This window comes from Blautia caccae, from assembly GCF_040095955.1.
Taxonomy (GTDB): Bacteria; Bacillota; Clostridia; order Lachnospirales; family Lachnospiraceae; genus Blautia; species Blautia celeris.
Genome location: NZ_JBBMFP010000009.1, coordinates 13512 through 29427, shown reverse-complemented (window position 1 = coordinate 29427; position 15916 = coordinate 13512). Strand labels below are relative to the sequence as shown.

The window sequence follows — 15916 nt, the reverse complement described above, 5'->3', positions numbered from 1 at the left end:
GATTGTAAACATAGGGTCATTATGATATAATATTTTACAGATTGCAACATAAGTTATAGTTATTCTGCAATTTGTGTGAGGGTGATTGTATGGCCAATATAGCATATGTAAGAGCTACATCTGTTGATCAAAATGCAGATCGGCAGACAGAAGCATTACAAAAATATCACATTGATAAATGGTTTTCTGATAAGGTATATGAAAAAAATAAGACGGATAGAAAACAGCTACGGGATATGTTGGAGTGGGTAAGAGAAGGAGATACGGTTTATGTTTTTAATTTCTCAAGTTTGGCTCGATCTACGAAAGATTTATTATTTATTGTTGAGAAATTAAATGAAAAAAATGTTCATTTGATAAGCATGAAGGAAAATCTTGATACTTCTACTCCTAACGGAAAACTTATGGTGGCTATGATTGCAGATATCAATGAATTTGAACATCAGAATCTTCTTGAACGCCAGGCAGAAGGTATTGCCATTGCCAAGAAGAAAGGTGTTTATAAGGGAAGAAAACGTATTGAAATTAAAGATTTCGGAAACTATTATGATGCGTACATGAATAGAGAGATATCAAAATCTGGGATAGCAAAGAAATTAAATGTAAGCAGACCGACTGTGGATCGGTTAATTAAAGAGTATAAGGATGGTGTCAATGGAGATTGATATTAGAGAACAAAACATTAAGGATATCAGCCCAGACCTTTTAAAAATCCTTCTTTCTGATAAGACGACAAAGAAATTTATTCGTTGGGGAAGTGATAATTATATATCCTACGGAGCAGAGTATCATACTGATCAGGAAATGGTTCCGGATTTGATTACTGGTTCATTTTCTTGTGTAATTCAGCCAAGGATTTTGAAAACTGAAGGGGAAAAAATTAAGCGTACCAGAGATAAGGCTGAAGTATTTACACCGTCATGGGTTTGTAACGAACAGAATAATCTTATTGATGCAACTTGGTTTGGTTATCAGGATGTTTTTAATCATGCTGAGGATAAAACGTGGTGTAGTAAAAAAGAGCCTGTAAAATTTCCTAAAAATAAAGTTTGGAAGGATTATATTGATGCTAGAAGAATGGAAGTAGCCTGTGGAGAAGCTCCATATCTGGTAAGTCGTTACGATACTGTTTCTGGGCAAGAAATTCCTATTAGCGAAAGAATAGGTCTTTTGGATCGAAAACTTCGTATTGTAAATGAAAATGCAGAGAATGATGATGAGTGGTATGAATGGACAATCAGAGCATTTCAGAGCTGCTATGGATATGATTTCCAGGGTGATAATGTTCTTTTGGCAAGAGAAAATTTGTTATATACATTTATAGAATATTATCAAGAGCGAATGAAAAAAGATCCATCGTTGTTGCAGATAAAGAAAGTCGCAAACATAGTTGCCTGGAATATCTGGCAGATGAATGGTATTACTATGACAGCGCCTTTCAGTTTAGCAGAAACTGTTTATAAGCAGATTTCAATATTTGATTTATTGGAAATTGAAAATACGGAAGAAAAGCCAGAACCGGAGTTAGATGAAATCCCATGTAGGATATTTGATTGGAGATCGAATAAGAGCATCGAATTCCGGTCCATGGTAAAGGGGGAATGAAATCATGGATACAACTTTTAAGAATGCTTTTGAATATAAAGTAATCTATGTATTCACAATTGATGACCAGGCTCATAATGGTCTAGTCAAAATTGGAGATGCTACATTACATACAGTTACTCCGGTTGACCAGTTGACTCCAAATAGTCGTGAATTAAATCAGGCTGCTTTAAAAAGAATAAGAGCTTATACTAATACTGCAGGTCTCACTCCGCATCTTCTCCATTCAGAAATCGCCGTGAGAACAGTGAAAGATAAGAATGGGACATTGAAAATTGAAGCCTTCAGAGATCATCATGTTCATGAAGTACTGAAAAATTCCGGATATACTAACGTTCAACTTGGAGAATCATCAGGGAAAGAATGGTTTTCTGTAGATTTGCAGACTGCTCAAAAAGCCATTGATGCCGTTAAGAAGAATTATTCTAATTTGAGTAATTCCGATATAGTAAAACATTCGCCTATTATTTTCAGACCGGAACAGGCTGCATGCATTACAAAAGTTGTTAAACATTTTAAAAAAGCTGACCGTTTCTTAATTAATGCAAAAATGAGATATGGAAAAACTTTCGTTTCCTTGGAAATTGTTAAACAATGCAAATTCAAAAAAACTATTATTCTGACACACCGACCTGTAGTTGATGCTGGATGGTATGAAGATTTTACTAAAATTTTTTATGGTGTAGAGGATTATATTTACGGTTCAAAGGCAACTGGATATACTGCTGATAAGCTCCTTTCTTCCGGAAAGAACTTTATTTATTTTGCTTCCATACAAGACCTACGTGGCTCGTCAGAGGTTGGCGGAAAGTTTGATAAAAATGATATTATTTTTGATACGGTTTGGGATTGTGTAATTGTTGATGAAGCACATGAGGGGACTACTACGGCACTGGGAGAAGATACTGTAAAGGCAGTATTTAAAGATGGATCTGGAACTAAACTACTTGCATTATCCGGAACACCATTTAATATTTTGACTGATTATGATGAAAATTCTATATATACATGGGATTACATCATGGAACAGGAATGTAAATCTGAATGGGATAAATTACATTTTGGTGATCACAATCCGTATGATGAGCTGCCAGAGCTTAGAATTTATACATATTCACTTGGCGACGTGCTACATAATAGCAATTATATCACTTTTGAAGACAAGGCTTTCAATTTTCATGAGTTTTTCCGTACATTCACTGGAGATTTTAGTAAAGATTATGCAGACATGCCAGAAGGTGCAGAGGTAGGAGATTTTGTACATGAAGCAGATGTTTGGTCATTTCTTAATCTGATGACAACAGAAGATGAACACAGTCAGTATCCATATTCTAACACTGAATACCGTTCTCTTTTTAAGCATTCTCTTTGGATGGTTCCAGGTGTAAAAGAAGCCAGAGCATTAAAAAAATTGATGTTAAAACATGAAGTATTTGGAAATGGTATGTTTGATATTGTTAATGTGGCAGGTAATGGAGATGAAGAAGAGAAGTCCGAAGAGGCTCTTTCCAAAGTTCGTGCAGCAATTAAAGAGGCGAAAAAAAACGATACATATACAATCACACTCTCATGTGGAAAGCTGACTACAGGGGTAACTGTAAAAGAATGGACAGCTGTATTTATGCTCGCCGGATCGTATTCTACATCTGCTGCAAACTACTTGCAGACTATCTTCCGTGTACAGTCTCCGTGCAATGAAGACGGTAAAATAAAAGAAACTGCTTATGTATTTGATTTTGCGCCTGACCGTACACTTAAAATGGTTTCAAGTGCTGTTCAGGTATCTGCAAAATCAGGGAAAACTAAAATAGGTGATAAGCAGTTAATGGGTAAATTTCTCAATTATTGTCCTGTTATAGCTGTATCCGGGTCGGAAATGAAAGAATATAGTGCAACAAAGCTTCTGCAGCAATTAAAACGTGCATATGCAGATAAAGTTGTACGAAATGGTTTTGATGATACCAATCTTTATAATGACGAATTATTCAAACTTACTGACATTGATATTAAACGTTTTGATGATTTGAAAGGAATTATTGGTTCCTCAAAGGCAGCTCCAAAAGCTAATGATATTACTGTTAATGATCAGGGACTTACCAATGAAGAGTACGAAGAAAAGGAAAAACTTGAAAAAAAGAAAAAGAAAGAACTGACACCAGAGGAGAAAGCCAGACTTGAAGAACTGAAAAAGAAAAAGAAAGTACGTAATGATGCTATTAGTATCCTGCGAGGTATTTCTATACGTATGCCTTTGCTAATATATGGTGCAGATATTCCTTATGATGAAGAAATCACCCTGGATCGTTTCGTTGATATTGTAGATGATTCTTCTTGGAATGAATTTATGCCAAATGGAATAACCAAAAGTAAATTTAAAGAATTCCAAAAGTATTACGATGAGGAAGTTTTTATTGCAGCTGGACGGCGGATTCGTAATATAGCTAAAGAAGCTGATACACTTGATCCAATGGAAAGGGTAAAGAAAATCGCTGGATTATTTTCTTATTTTAAAAATCCAGATAAAGAAACAGTATTGACTCCATGGCGTGTCGTTAATATGCATATGAGTGACTGCTTGGGTGGATACTGTTTCTATGATGAAACATTTACTGAAGAAGGTAAATTGGATGAGCCAAGATTTGTAGATCGTGGAAAAGTAACTGCTGATATTTTTGGAAAGTTGGATAGCCAAATTCTTGAAATAAATTCAAAAACCGGTTTGTATCCATTATATGTGACCTATAGTGTGTATAGAAGAAAATTGCAAGAATTTGTTAATGAAGAACTCACAATAAAAGATAAGCAAGATATCTGGTTACAGACAGTAGACGAAAATATTTTTGTGATTTGTAAAACTCCTATGGCAAAGGCTATTACAAGAAGGACTTTGACGGGGTATAGTGGTGGGAAAATCAATGCTCACTATTTCGATGATCTCATAAATACAATGTCTAATAAGCCGCAAATGTTTTTGGATAAAGTTTTACGACAGAATTATTGGAAGAAAGGAAATAACGTTATGAAATTTGATGCAATTGTTGGAAATCCGCCGTATCAGATTTTGGATGGTGGCGGAAAAGGTTATAGTGCGAAACCGGTTTATAATTATTTTGTAACACAAGCAAAAGCCTTGAATCCAGCATATGTATCTATGGTTACGCCATCCAGATGGTTCTCTGGTGGAAAAGGTTTAGATCAATTTAGGTCGGATATGTTAGCTGATCGTTCAATGAGAAAAATCGTTGATTATACTGATAATGAAATGTTGTTTAAAAATGTCAGTATAGTGGGTGGTGTTAATTACTTTCTTTGGGATCGTGACTACAGTGGTGACTGTGAAATAACTTCAATACGTGGAGAAAAAGTTACTACAATGATGAGACCATTAAATGAATATGATATTTTCATTAGGAACAACGAGTCAATTAGGCTAATAAAAGAGATTGAGAACAGTAATGATGTTAAAATGGACACGGTTGTTTATGCTCGTAACGTATTCGGAATACCTTCTGACTTTAGGGGTAAAAATGCACCAACTACAGAATATAATATAGCTATGTTTTGCAGCCAAAAAAGCAATAGTATGACATCTACATATATTAGGATGTCTGATGTTATTAAAGAACATAGTTTAATCCCCAAATATAAGGTAATTATTGGAAAAGTTGTTCCAAGAGGTGGAGAAGTTGGCGTGGATCCATCAATAGGATATAGAGTTATCTCAACAATACAAGTGCTTCCACCAAATTCTGTATTTACAGATTCTTATCTTCTTTTGGCTGCTTTCGATACAAAAATAGAAGCTATAAATTTTGCAAAGTATTTCTGTTTAAAATTGCCCCGATTTTTATTGCATGAAACGTATTCTTCAATGAATATTTCAAAAGCAAACTTTAGATTTGTTCCATTTCTTAACTATACAAAAGAGTGGAGCGAGAATGATTTGTTTGAAAGATATCATTGCTCAAAAGACGAAAAAGAAATGATTACGTCTTTAATACGTCCAATGGAATATGTAGTACATGAGTAAGTGGTTTTAAGAAAAGAGGAATATAGTGTACGATATAGAAAAAGCAAAGGAATATACACGGGAGCAGTCTGATTGGATCGCTCATCGTAATGGGTATTTCTCAATGAAAGAATGCGTGTACTTTTATCATAAAGGGCAGGCTATATTCAATCCATGGTTGGATTTGATGGGAAATTCTATTGAAGATCCTTTTTCTTACTATGGAAAGGAGAAAGTGGATGAGTTCTGCAGGCGGATTGTTGCGAAAAAAGAAGGAATAATGCAGGCCCATCAGGTCACTGTGGATAGTAATATTTTAGAGTTTTTGAAGATGCTATATTTCGGAGTAACTGATAATCCGTTTGAGGCAGCCAGCCGGAGTGCGTATACGGATATGTGCAGAACTATTCGGTTTCATGGTAAAAATGGAGACGCTTTGAGAAAGTCTGTTGATGTTCTTTTGGAAGAAAGAATACCAGAACTGATTGACGTAGATAATTCGGAAAAATATACACAGTGGCATTATTCAATTTGTAAGCTGATAGTAGACCAATATGAAGCAGAGGGAATAGAATTCTATATCGGACAGGCACAAAAATGGGTGAATATGACGTTGAAGTATTTATATGTGCTTGTGCCGGATGTAGTGGAACCATTCTACCGTTTCTTACATATTCCATTGGACAATTATATTATGGATATCGCCAAGAAACAGTATGGGGTACCTGTTTTGACTACTGCTTGGAGCAGAATATCAGATTATCAGGTTTACTTGGATTATGAGCAAATGCTTATGGAAGTGATAGACGAGGTACCATTGGACTGGGAGTTTAGAAAATGGGTAGAATCTGCCCGTTTTCAGAAGTCTACTAAAAACAGCTGATACTGGGAGGTGCTGTATGCAGATACATTATTTTCAGAGATATCATTCAAAAGAGAATGTAGATACATCCAATACGATGCTGATGTTATCACGGTTATATAATTATAATGCGGATCGTTTTTTTCTGATGTTGAACTCACTTATTCTCGGAGAAAAAGAAAGTCCGGAAATTACATTTGATTTACAGGTCGCAGGCGATGAGAGTGTACCGGATGCAGTGATCAGCCAGAAGAGTTTTAAGATAGTTGTAGAAACAAAATTGTATAATCAGTTTACAAAGCAGCAGTTGGTAAATCATCTTAATCAGTTTGGCGCAGAAGATATTAAAGTATTGTTGACGATTGACCCGAAACCGATGAAGAGACAACTATCTGATGAGTTGGAAGAAGAACTAAAAAAGTTCAATAAAGAGAATATGGATCGACTTGTTCACCCGATTAAGCATGTAAATCTGACTTTCGAGCAACTTGTAGAAGCAATAGAAGAAGTGATTGATGAGAGAGATACAGAAATCATGGCTGTCTTGGAAGATTTCAAAAACTATTGTTTTGATGAGAAACTGATACCGGACCGCTATAAATGGATGAGAGCAATAGTGGCAGGAACGACGTTTCAGGATAATCTGGATCTGAATCTGTATTATGATCAGGCTGAACGAAAATATTCTGATCATGGATACGTGGGACTCTATAAAGATAAAAGTATCCGGGCTATTGGCAAGTTGCAAAAAACGATTCTAGCCGTAGAAGTTAATGGTGAGATGACATATCATTCTGAAAATAGTGAACCGGTCAAACAGGATGAGGTAGATAGGATTAATGAGGCAATTCATCGTGCAAGGGACTATGGATACAACCTTCGGTCAGTATGTCATAGATATTTTATGGTAGAAAAGTTTTATCCAATAGATTTTAGAAAAAACAGTAAAAATCCAATCCAAAAGAGTAAATTTTTCAACCTTGCGGAAATGTTAAAGTATAAAACAATGCCGGACACTGAGAAAATTGCTTCTGACCTGGACGGTAAAACTTGGGAGGAACTTCAATAATTTCGGGGAGGTATGTTTGGAATGGGATATTTAGAGCAAGTTAATGCTTTCGCAACGAAATGGGTTGATAAATTCAGAGATCAAAAAATATCATATACAGATCTTGTCGATCATTATCTGGCGGATGAGTGTGAGGCTCTTGGATTTCAAATGGATTGCGGACATTCTTTCTCTGAAAGGTATGGAAAAGCGGAAAGTAAATATGATGAGCTTGATAAGGTTATTGATGAAGTAAATGATATTCAGCTTCTTGGTTCAGCCATTTATTCCCGATGGAGATACTTTAATCATTGGGCATATGATGCAACATCAATCTTGGAATTTGAAAATCGTTCATGGTTTATTCTTGCGTTGAGCCGTCTGGCAGTATTATCGGGGGAAAATCCTTTTATTTTCAAAGGAAAGCCCAAAAAAGTACGCATAGTTTCTAATCGTCTGGGGTATGGTCTGTGTCCGGAACCGGATGAGGAAGTAGAACAGCATCTAACCATCAATTCAGAAGGACGGGTATGGTATTCTGTATATGTGGTTGGACATAGACGTGATGGGCATTATGAAAAGTCCAGAACAAAGAATTTTAAATTGGAAAAACGAACTGCAGAGAGAGTACTGGAGGCAGTTTCTGATTATTTCAGCGAGGGCTATATAGAAGTCTTTGCAACTGACGTTGGGGACTGGAGCTTGGAGCTAACAAATACAGAAGGGAAGATATTTAAGTTCCGTGGTTCTTTATGTTCTGAATTTGAAGTACAGGGTGAGGATCTCTCTGAGCTGATACGTGACAGCCTGGGAATGCCAGAGCTTTATGTGTTTGATGGAAATTATAAGCCAGATATCGTAAATAGAATAGAAGTAGATTATCATAGGATTACCCAAATAATGCCGAAACAATCAGCCGTAGAATTGGATAGAGTTGTCTGGAATTATACAGAATCTTTAGTCATAGACAGAAACCAGGAAAGTATCGAACAGATTCAGAATATCGGAACTGGATGTTCGGTTTCACATAAATATATGGTTGAGGACGGAATTGACAGCCTGCTGGATGATTTGGATGTAGATGTACTGTTTGGACACATTGAAGGAAACCCGGTAGATGTAGTAGATGATCCGAATGAAATCAGAGATTATACTATCAAGGTTATCACGAAAAAAGGAAAAGAAAAAATAATCCGGGGAACTTATGACAAAAAAGGTCTGCCCGATGGTTGGGAAGTGTTTATTGATAGTGTTTTTGAATTTATGGCTTTCTATGGCTGGGGAGAAATCATGGATCCGTCTGTTTATGGAAGGATAAGGAGATGCCGTAGCGACATAATATTCTGTAGTGTGACATTTGAGGAGGGATACAAAAGATATTATTATATTGCGGATGATGATTCCATTGAGGTTGGGGATTTTGTAATTGTTCCAGCAGGGAAAGATAATCACGAAGCAGTAGTGGAAGTTGTGAAAAAGGAATACTTTTCGGAGAATGAAGTGCCTCTTCCGTTGGATAGAACAAAGCACATTATCCGTAAATGCACAGAATCTGATTTGAATTTGCCAGAGTAAAAGAGGTATAACAGATGAGTGAAAAGCATAAGTCGTCATCTGAAGAACAGGTGATTGCAGAACAATATATTTTTGAGGCTATTGAGAAACGGCTCCAAATTAAATTAGAGCATAACAGAAAGATATATCTTGCAGATAATCCATTTACATACATGCAGCCTGATTTTTATTCAGAAGAGTTATGTATTGTGGGAGAAATTTTTTCTCATATTGGAAAACCAAAGAAAGCACAGAATAATAAAATTGCAAATGATATTTTGAAAATGCTCTTACTAGATAGGATAACCGGAAAAACATATCGGAAAATCATTGTAGTTTGTGATGAGATAGAGTGGAAGAAATTAAATGGAAAATCTGTTCTGGCAGAAACTATCCGCCAATTTGGGATAGAAACTATAAAGATTGAAATTGAAGATGAGATGAGAAATACTATATTGGAAGCCCAGAAACGTCAGACTATGGTGAATGCATAGGTTAAAACAAATAACAGATCAATATGTGTATTTGTAATTCATAAAGGAATAAGATATGTATGAGATTAAAGAACAGCTGAAAAATTTGAAATTACCGGACATTTGCGTGTCTGATGGGAAAGAATATTTCTTGGATCCGGTGCGTGACAAAATGATATTGAAAACCCCGGAAGAAGAGATCCGGCAGGAGATAATACAATTTTTGTTAAAGGTGATTCATGTGCCATCTAATATGCTGCAGGTGGAAATGCTTTTATCAAAGTATGGTGTGGACAGCATAAGACGTGCGGATTTGGTAATTGACAGATATACAAAAAGCAAAGATGTAATTTCGCCATTAGCAATTGTTGAGTGTAAAGCACCAGAAATTATGCTGGGTGATGCAGAAATTCAGCAAGTATGTGATTATGCAGATTGCCTTGGGGCAGATTATATTGCGGTTACAAACGGTATAGATATGATTGTTGCAAGGTATAGTGAAGAGAGAAATCAGTACATAGAGCTGAAATCATTTCCGGAATATGAAACCATGTTAAAAGGAGAAGGGGATGTGCTGCTGGTGGAGCCTCCAAAACCCCGTTTTTCGTATGATGAGTTGGAGAACAATAGGGATTATTATTGCGGTTATGAATTTAATCCGGATACTCCGGTATCAATGAGGTCATTTTTGACAAATTTGTGGGAATGCTTTCTTGATACCAGTCATAGTCTGCCGGAGAGGGAGTATAAGATTTTCACGTTGCTTAAGGATTATGGTATTAGAATGTTATCATGTGGAAATGCATCCGGTGGAACATATCAGGGGGCATATAGATCATTCCTGATAAAATATCACGAAAAGACTTTTTTTATGAATTTGAGTTTTTTTGATTATGGAACATCTACAATTCTTACAGTTTCAGTGGATCAGGATAATCATAGACCGCATAATGCACTGCAATATTCTGTTGACAAAAGTATTGTTCGGATTGGAGAAGCGTATCATTTTTACCATAATGGCAGAATTACTGTTGGAAAAATTGGAAGTGGCAAGTCTGCTGAACTAAAAGAATTGCTTGAAAATCTATATCCTGTTATTATTAAAAATGGAAAAATAGAACTGGGAACGGTATATAATAAAGAATTATTGTATATGGATACGCCTGAAATAATTACTCTGGTGGAAAATTTATTGTCATATGCACTGATAAGGGATGAGTACAGGGAGATATGTAAAAGGAAAAGAGAATTTGATAAATAAGAGAAATAATTGTCGAAATCCGGCGAATCATGTCATTCATTGTTATTTGACATTGAGTTCATATCTTTGTACAATTTAGTCACCAAATTGGTGATCGTATAGTACAGGAGGATGAAAAAGAATGGATTTGCTTACGAGAGAAGTATTGAACCAGACAATAGCGGAAGCTATTGATGCAACCAGAAACAAGATTTGTGCAGAAGATGAGATATTTCAACAAGATGAGAAAGATCTGGATGAATTGACAAAGAGAGTTATGGATCTTGATTTGCCGGAGCATGACAGAATGATAATCAATGACTATATTGCCTGCTTACAAACAGTAGATTGTCGGTATGCGGATATTTCGTATATGGCTGGTATTGAAGATGCCATTACTTTCTTAAAGAAGATGGATTTGATAAAAAATACAATTGAATAGGCATTAAGAGCTGCTTTTCTTTTTTTTACCCAAATACTCAAGCATACTAGAGTATTTAGATAAGTAGTATGGTTCTAATCTTTTCGCTGATTTGTGGTTACAATGAATGTAAAAATAGGTCAGAGAAGAGGTGTAAAATACTTGCGTATAGAAGAGTATATTCCAAAAAGAATCTCTGAATTATGCAGAAAACGTGGGTATTCTAAATATCGACTCTCACAGCTTACGGGAATGTCGCAGACAGCATTAGGAAATATAATGTCCAGAGACAGCATTCCGACGATTCCAACGCTTGAGAAAATATGTGATGCATTTGGAATATCGTTAGCTCAGTTTTTTGCAGGAGACAGTGGCAAATTAGATTTGACATCTGATCAAACAGAGTTATTGGATATATGGGATGGATTGGAAGTTAAAGAAAGAGAGATTGTGTTATCTCTTATGAGGAGTCTAAAGAAATAAGAGCAGTTCAAGAAAAAATTGGACTGTTCTTTTTTTTGTGTGTTGGAGAAGGTAGGAATGAAGAAAAAAGGAATACTTGGTGCAATTGTGATTGCACTGCTTTGTACGGGATGCGTACATAAATTGAATGTGGTAACAACAAAAGCAGAGAATAATTTTCAAATTCCGGATGTAAAATCTGAAATTAGCCAGAAAGAGTGCTGCATTTGCGGAAATAATGAAAGAAGCTTGATGCCATATTACAGAAAATCGGGAATGTTGGGTTTAGTATGTTTGAATACAATGGAAATATCAACATTAGATACTCGTGTATATTCTGATGATGGTACGGAAATCATCAGTGATGGGGGATTAAGTATTACGTCATCTTCACATGGAGAGGAAGAGTGCAGTTTCCAGATCAATGGGATGCCCAACCATGGGATTTTTGAGGGTAAAGTGAATTACGGAGAAAAGAGTATACCGGATTTTGAAGTGATAAAAAAATACTTGTGCCAGGATTGTCTGGATAAAGTCCTTTCCATGTATCAGGATGAAATGGAATGGAGCGATTCCAAGGGTAGATTTCCGGAAGTATGTATTGTGGATTTTCAAACAAATGAACTGTATACATTGGGGAAAAGCCACACGGGGTATTGGATAAGAGATTATTGGATACATATTGATCATGATGATGGCAGTAGCAGTATAATGGCTATATATGCACCAGAAGATAAAATGGATAGCGGGAGTGAAGAGAGCCGATGAAAAAAACAAAAGATATTATTTCTCAGGAAAACAAATTCTTGCGAATGTGTGGAGATAACTATAGAGATAAAATCAAGAAAAGAATTCCGATGACAGTCGGGGATTTTAATAAATTTATGTACTTGTTTGATGCGCTGGGATTGAGCGAGTATTCGATTTATTTCTCCATGGAAATGTTTCCGGAGTTGCTGGTAGAGTATGGAGAACGAAGTAAAGATTGCGACTGGGATATAGGATATGGGGAGTATGATTTTCCTGTAGAAGAAATGGTATCTATATGTGAAGAATGGATGCAAGAGTTTTGTGATCAGATGCCATTAGAAAGCCAAAGAAAGAAATACCGGAAAGTCTTTGAAATTGATGAAGAGTAAAAAATGAGCTAGGGTCAGTGATGTACAGTGTATTTGACCTTAGCTCATTACATATGGAGATTATTATAAATCATGTTCCGCTTGTCGGTGTTCAGAAGTGTTCTTAAAATGTGCGTCATTGGATAACAAGGTGTTGAAATTGGCAGTTATGGTATTTATCGTTGAGCGCTTTTTTTCCAAATCTTGCTTTTCCTTGACAGCAGAGGAATGTTCATTTCTTAGATTATCAATTTTTTTCTGTAGCCTCTCCGGGGAAGGTAATTTGGTAATGCCCAGTTCCTGTAATTGCTGTTTTAAGGAATCATGCAGTTTGTATTCTGACTGGTGAGCGGCTTTATATTTCTGAGGATCCGGTGCTGTTTTTGCATCTTCTACTATTTTTCTGCAGGTACGGTAGGACGAACAATGTTTCTGAATAAGTTCCTGGTGGGATATTTCAGAGCTTAATTCAGAAATTCGCTGTTCCGTAGCAATAAAAGAATTATCAATATCTGCAATATGCTGCCTAAAGTCTTCGTAATTCAGCAAATTGTTTTCGGATAGATAATTGAAGGTTCGGGCTGCTTCTTTCAGATTATTGAGTTGTGCCCACCGTTCAAATCCGGCACGATTGCCGGTACTCACGTAAGCAGAGATGCTGACAAAAAGCCGTACTTCTCTGGAGACGTTACGTGGAGATTTTGTTTTATGCCGGTTCTTCTCAAGGCGGAGTAATACATTTTCTTCCGTGTAATAGCTACCCAGAGATTTCATATTTGTAAAGTTTTTTTGCTCCGGTGCCCGGAAAGCCAGGTTCTTTCCCTGACGGATCTCATATCCGGTAAGCTTCATTTTTTGAAGAAACTCATCATAGTTTATGGATGACCAGATCGCTTTATCTACAGCGACTTTTAGTTTTGCTTTCCAGCTGTTCCCACGATGGTATTCCATATTTTCTTTATAAGATTTTCCTTTTTCGCCGGTTGGCATACTGGTGACCAGACCGTTTTCCTGACAAATACGGTTGCCGATCCGGCAGATCTTATGATAGCTGCGTTTGTTGGAGACATATTTATGATGATCAACAAAGCTGGTAGCATTAAGTAGGCTAAGTACCCAGCGCCTTGCCGCATTGCTGCGGTAGGTTTCCGAGCACTCGCCCCCGAACCGGACTTACAACTCTCGCTGTATCCGGCTCTCTATCCATTCACAGTCTGCGCCGTGAATTTTGGCGTGGCAGCTTTCGCAGACCACCAGAGTTTTCCGGTTAATCTTCTTCATAAAAGCTGCCCACGGTTGACTTTCATCCAGCTCTTTCAGCGTTCTTACCTGGTGCATTACCAGCGCTGAAGTTTCTTTTCCGCACCATTCACACCGATTTGCTTTCAATCGTGCGCCAAGACTGGGCTTTTTCAAGATGCCCTTGGGCTTATGGATAATGTCCGCTTCTTTTCCCAGTGGGTAGGGGTCTCTGGCGAGACTGCCTTTCCACAGTAGTCGAATGCGCTCATTGCCATGCTTGTCTTGAAATTTTACGCCGATGTCTTTGCCGATACGATATTGAGCAATGATTCTGCGTTTTGTTGTACGGTATTTACAGGCCAGAGTTTTATAAAAACTGTACTCCATGATATAGCGGAACTTGTGGAGCTTAGAGCGATTGTTTGCAATCGCATAATAATTACAGAATCCTCGTATCTCGCCGTTGTACTGGTCAAGAATACTCAGGTCTGTTCGCCCAACAAGTTTTCCACGATGCGTGGGTTGCCAAATCTCTGTTCCATTGCGAACATCGATTTTCATGGCTCCCAGTTCCAGCAACTTTTTCTGAACGGCGGAAGTCGGGACTTCCAGCATTACATGGCCGCTGTAATTTCTGGCTGTAGAACCGCTTTTTGTTTTCTTGGTGTGATTGCTCTGCGGTGTGACCCTGATTTCAAATCCTAAAAATTTTGCCCGGTCTGTTGCCTTGGTTACCAGCGTCTTTTCGTCCGACAGTTCCAATTTCAACTGTTCGGCAATATATGCGCCGATTTCCTGTTTAACAGCCTGTGCATCCTCTTTGGCTCCGATGATACCGATAAGGAAATCGTCAGCGTAGCGGACATATTGCAGTCTGCGGAAATTTGTATCCATTGGATTTTTACAGGGGATGGATTTGTGTACCTTATCCAGTTCCCGGATGCTTTCCAGAAGGGATTGCTTTTCTTCCTCGGACTGCGCCTTTGCCAGCTTTCTTTTGAGTCGGATTCTCTTATCGCTCAGCTTGCGGTATTCCACATTGACGGCTCGCTTGTTCCCACGGTCAAACAGTTTCTTGTATTCGGCCATATGCTTGTCGAACTGGTCGAGATAGATATTGGCAAGTATGGGGCTGATGATGCCGCCCTGCGGAGTGCCGCTGTAACTCTGATGCAGTTGGTTATCTTCCATATATCCTGCGTTGAGAAATTTACGGATAAGGCGCAGAAAACGCTCATCTTTAATTCTCTTGCGAAGGATGCCAATCATGACATTATGATCGATATTGTCGAAGAAGCCTTTAATATCTCCTTCCACAAACCACTTGCACCGGGTAAAGCGATTTTGAATCATTCTCAAAGCCGTGTGACAGCTTCTATTAGGTCGGAAGCCATGGGAGGTGTCTTCAAAACTGTTTTCATAGATGGATTCCAACAGCATACGGACAACTTCCTGTACCAGCTTGTCGTCAATGGACGGGATACCCAGAGGACGGAGTTTTCCGTTCTTTTTGGGAATATATGCCCGTCTGGACGGCTTGGGCTGGTAGGATTCGTCTTTCAGGGTAGCAATGAGCCTGTCGATTCTTTCAAGGCTCATTGCATCGATGGTTTGTCCGTCTGTGCCTGCGGTCATGTTTCCCTGACTGGCATAGATATTTTGATATGCCTGTAAGAAAAATTCCCGGTTGAACAGATTGCGGTACAATCTGTCATAGACATAGCCGGATTGAGCTGAATGCTCTTGCAGACTGTTCAATACATTTTCTGGATTTCTCATAGTGCCTCACGCACCTTCCTTTCTTTTGCATTGAATTGAATGAACTGCCGCCCTTCGCCATGTGCGTGCCATTAACACGTTCGGACTACTACGGCGGCTCCGT

At 37.6% G+C, this 15916-nt stretch carries 14 protein-coding genes; 12 read left to right on the top strand and 2 right to left on the bottom strand.

Going from position 1 to position 15916, the window contains the following annotated elements; all coding sequences use genetic code 11:
• The first annotated feature begins 89 nt into the window (after positions 1 to 89).
• From WMO65_RS11390 to WMO65_RS11335, 12 genes are all read left to right on the top strand, one after another.
• Positions 90 to 665 carry a recombinase family protein gene (locus tag WMO65_RS11390; RefSeq protein WP_115623654.1) on the top strand — a complete coding sequence of 192 codons (576 nt, stop codon included), beginning with the start codon at positions 90 to 92 and terminating at the stop codon, positions 663 to 665.
• Complete coding sequence (locus WMO65_RS11385; protein ID WP_199688316.1) at positions 655 to 1605, top strand: restriction endonuclease subunit M; 951 nt, start codon at positions 655 to 657, stop codon at positions 1603 to 1605. Before WMO65_RS11390 ends, WMO65_RS11385 begins: the two co-directional genes overlap by 11 nt.
• Before the next feature lie 4 nt (positions 1606 to 1609).
• A complete protein-coding gene (locus WMO65_RS11380; RefSeq protein ID WP_115623653.1) occupies positions 1610 to 5635 on the top strand; it encodes an Eco57I restriction-modification methylase domain-containing protein in 4026 nt (1341 codons plus the stop codon).
• Positions 5636 to 5660: 25 nt separating this feature from the next.
• Positions 5661 to 6497, top strand: a complete 837-nt coding sequence (locus WMO65_RS11375; RefSeq protein WP_115623652.1) for a hypothetical protein — start codon at positions 5661 to 5663, stop codon at positions 6495 to 6497.
• 16 nt (positions 6498 to 6513) lie between these two features.
• Complete coding sequence (locus WMO65_RS11370) at positions 6514 to 7545, top strand: hypothetical protein (protein WP_115623651.1); 1032 nt, start codon at positions 6514 to 6516, stop codon at positions 7543 to 7545.
• Between the two features lie 21 nt (positions 7546 to 7566).
• Complete coding sequence (locus WMO65_RS11365; RefSeq protein WP_118743360.1) at positions 7567 to 9099, top strand: hypothetical protein; 1533 nt, start codon at positions 7567 to 7569, stop codon at positions 9097 to 9099.
• Positions 9100 to 9113: 14 nt separating this feature from the next.
• Entirely contained in the window at positions 9114 to 9572 is a 459-nt protein-coding gene (locus WMO65_RS11360; protein ID WP_115623649.1) for a hypothetical protein, read from the top strand.
• Between the two features lie 55 nt (positions 9573 to 9627).
• Positions 9628 to 10812: a type I restriction enzyme HsdR N-terminal domain-containing protein gene (locus WMO65_RS11355; RefSeq protein WP_118743361.1), complete on the top strand. Its 1185-nt coding sequence runs from the start codon at positions 9628 to 9630 to the stop codon at positions 10810 to 10812.
• A gap of 121 nt (positions 10813 to 10933) precedes the next feature.
• A complete protein-coding gene (locus WMO65_RS11350; protein WP_115623647.1) occupies positions 10934 to 11233 on the top strand; it encodes a hypothetical protein in 300 nt (99 codons plus the stop codon).
• Between the two features lie 102 nt (positions 11234 to 11335).
• Positions 11336 to 11695, top strand: a complete 360-nt coding sequence (locus tag WMO65_RS11345; RefSeq protein ID WP_322255256.1) for a helix-turn-helix domain-containing protein — start codon at positions 11336 to 11338, stop codon at positions 11693 to 11695.
• Positions 11696 to 11752: 57 nt separating this feature from the next.
• Positions 11753 to 12442 carry a hypothetical protein gene (locus WMO65_RS11340; protein WP_118743362.1) on the top strand — a complete coding sequence of 230 codons (690 nt, stop codon included), beginning with the start codon at positions 11753 to 11755 and terminating at the stop codon, positions 12440 to 12442.
• Positions 12439 to 12813: a hypothetical protein gene (locus WMO65_RS11335; RefSeq protein WP_118743363.1), complete on the top strand. Its 375-nt coding sequence runs from the start codon at positions 12439 to 12441 to the stop codon at positions 12811 to 12813. The genes WMO65_RS11340 and WMO65_RS11335 overlap by 4 nt, the downstream gene beginning before the upstream one ends.
• Positions 12814 to 12876: 63 nt before the next feature.
• Here WMO65_RS11335 and WMO65_RS11330 read toward each other — a convergent pair whose 3' ends face one another.
• Both WMO65_RS11330 and ltrA read right to left on the bottom strand, forming a co-directional pair.
• Complete coding sequence (locus WMO65_RS11330; RefSeq protein WP_243107803.1) at positions 12877 to 13782, bottom strand: relaxase/mobilization nuclease; 906 nt, start codon at positions 13780 to 13782, stop codon at positions 12877 to 12879.
• A 183-nt stretch (positions 13783 to 13965) separates the two neighbouring features.
• The gene (gene ltrA, locus WMO65_RS11325) at positions 13966 to 15813 is read right to left on the bottom strand and encodes a group II intron reverse transcriptase/maturase (protein WP_199688317.1); all 1848 of its coding nucleotides are present in this window, start codon (positions 15811 to 15813) and stop codon (positions 13966 to 13968) included.
• Positions 15814 to 15916 lie beyond the last annotated feature (103 nt).

What these genes read in the sequence shown, in the direction of transcription:
- WMO65_RS11370 (WP_115623651.1), top strand. Translation starts at nt 6,514, where the DNA reads ATGCAGATACATTATTTTCAGAGATATCATTCAAAAGAGAATGTAGAT.
- WMO65_RS11330 (WP_243107803.1), bottom strand. Translation starts at nt 13,782, where the DNA reads ATGCCAACCGGCGAAAAAGGAAAATCTTATAAAGAAAATATGGAATAC.
- WMO65_RS11365 (WP_118743360.1), top strand. Translation starts at nt 7,567, where the DNA reads ATGGGATATTTAGAGCAAGTTAATGCTTTCGCAACGAAATGGGTTGAT.
- WMO65_RS11335 (WP_118743363.1), top strand. Translation starts at nt 12,439, where the DNA reads ATGAAAAAAACAAAAGATATTATTTCTCAGGAAAACAAATTCTTGCGA.
- WMO65_RS11380 (WP_115623653.1), top strand. Translation starts at nt 1,610, where the DNA reads ATGGATACAACTTTTAAGAATGCTTTTGAATATAAAGTAATCTATGTA.
- WMO65_RS11360 (WP_115623649.1), top strand. Translation starts at nt 9,114, where the DNA reads ATGAGTGAAAAGCATAAGTCGTCATCTGAAGAACAGGTGATTGCAGAA.
- WMO65_RS11355 (WP_118743361.1), top strand. Translation starts at nt 9,628, where the DNA reads ATGTATGAGATTAAAGAACAGCTGAAAAATTTGAAATTACCGGACATT.
- WMO65_RS11340 (WP_118743362.1), top strand. Translation starts at nt 11,753, where the DNA reads ATGAAGAAAAAAGGAATACTTGGTGCAATTGTGATTGCACTGCTTTGT.
- WMO65_RS11390 (WP_115623654.1), top strand. Translation starts at nt 90, where the DNA reads ATGGCCAATATAGCATATGTAAGAGCTACATCTGTTGATCAAAATGCA.
- WMO65_RS11385 (WP_199688316.1), top strand. Translation starts at nt 655, where the DNA reads ATGGAGATTGATATTAGAGAACAAAACATTAAGGATATCAGCCCAGAC.
- WMO65_RS11350 (WP_115623647.1), top strand. Translation starts at nt 10,934, where the DNA reads ATGGATTTGCTTACGAGAGAAGTATTGAACCAGACAATAGCGGAAGCT.
- WMO65_RS11345 (WP_322255256.1), top strand. Translation starts at nt 11,336, where the DNA reads ATGAATGTAAAAATAGGTCAGAGAAGAGGTGTAAAATACTTGCGTATA.
- ltrA (WP_199688317.1), bottom strand. Translation starts at nt 15,813, where the DNA reads ATGAGAAATCCAGAAAATGTATTGAACAGTCTGCAAGAGCATTCAGCT.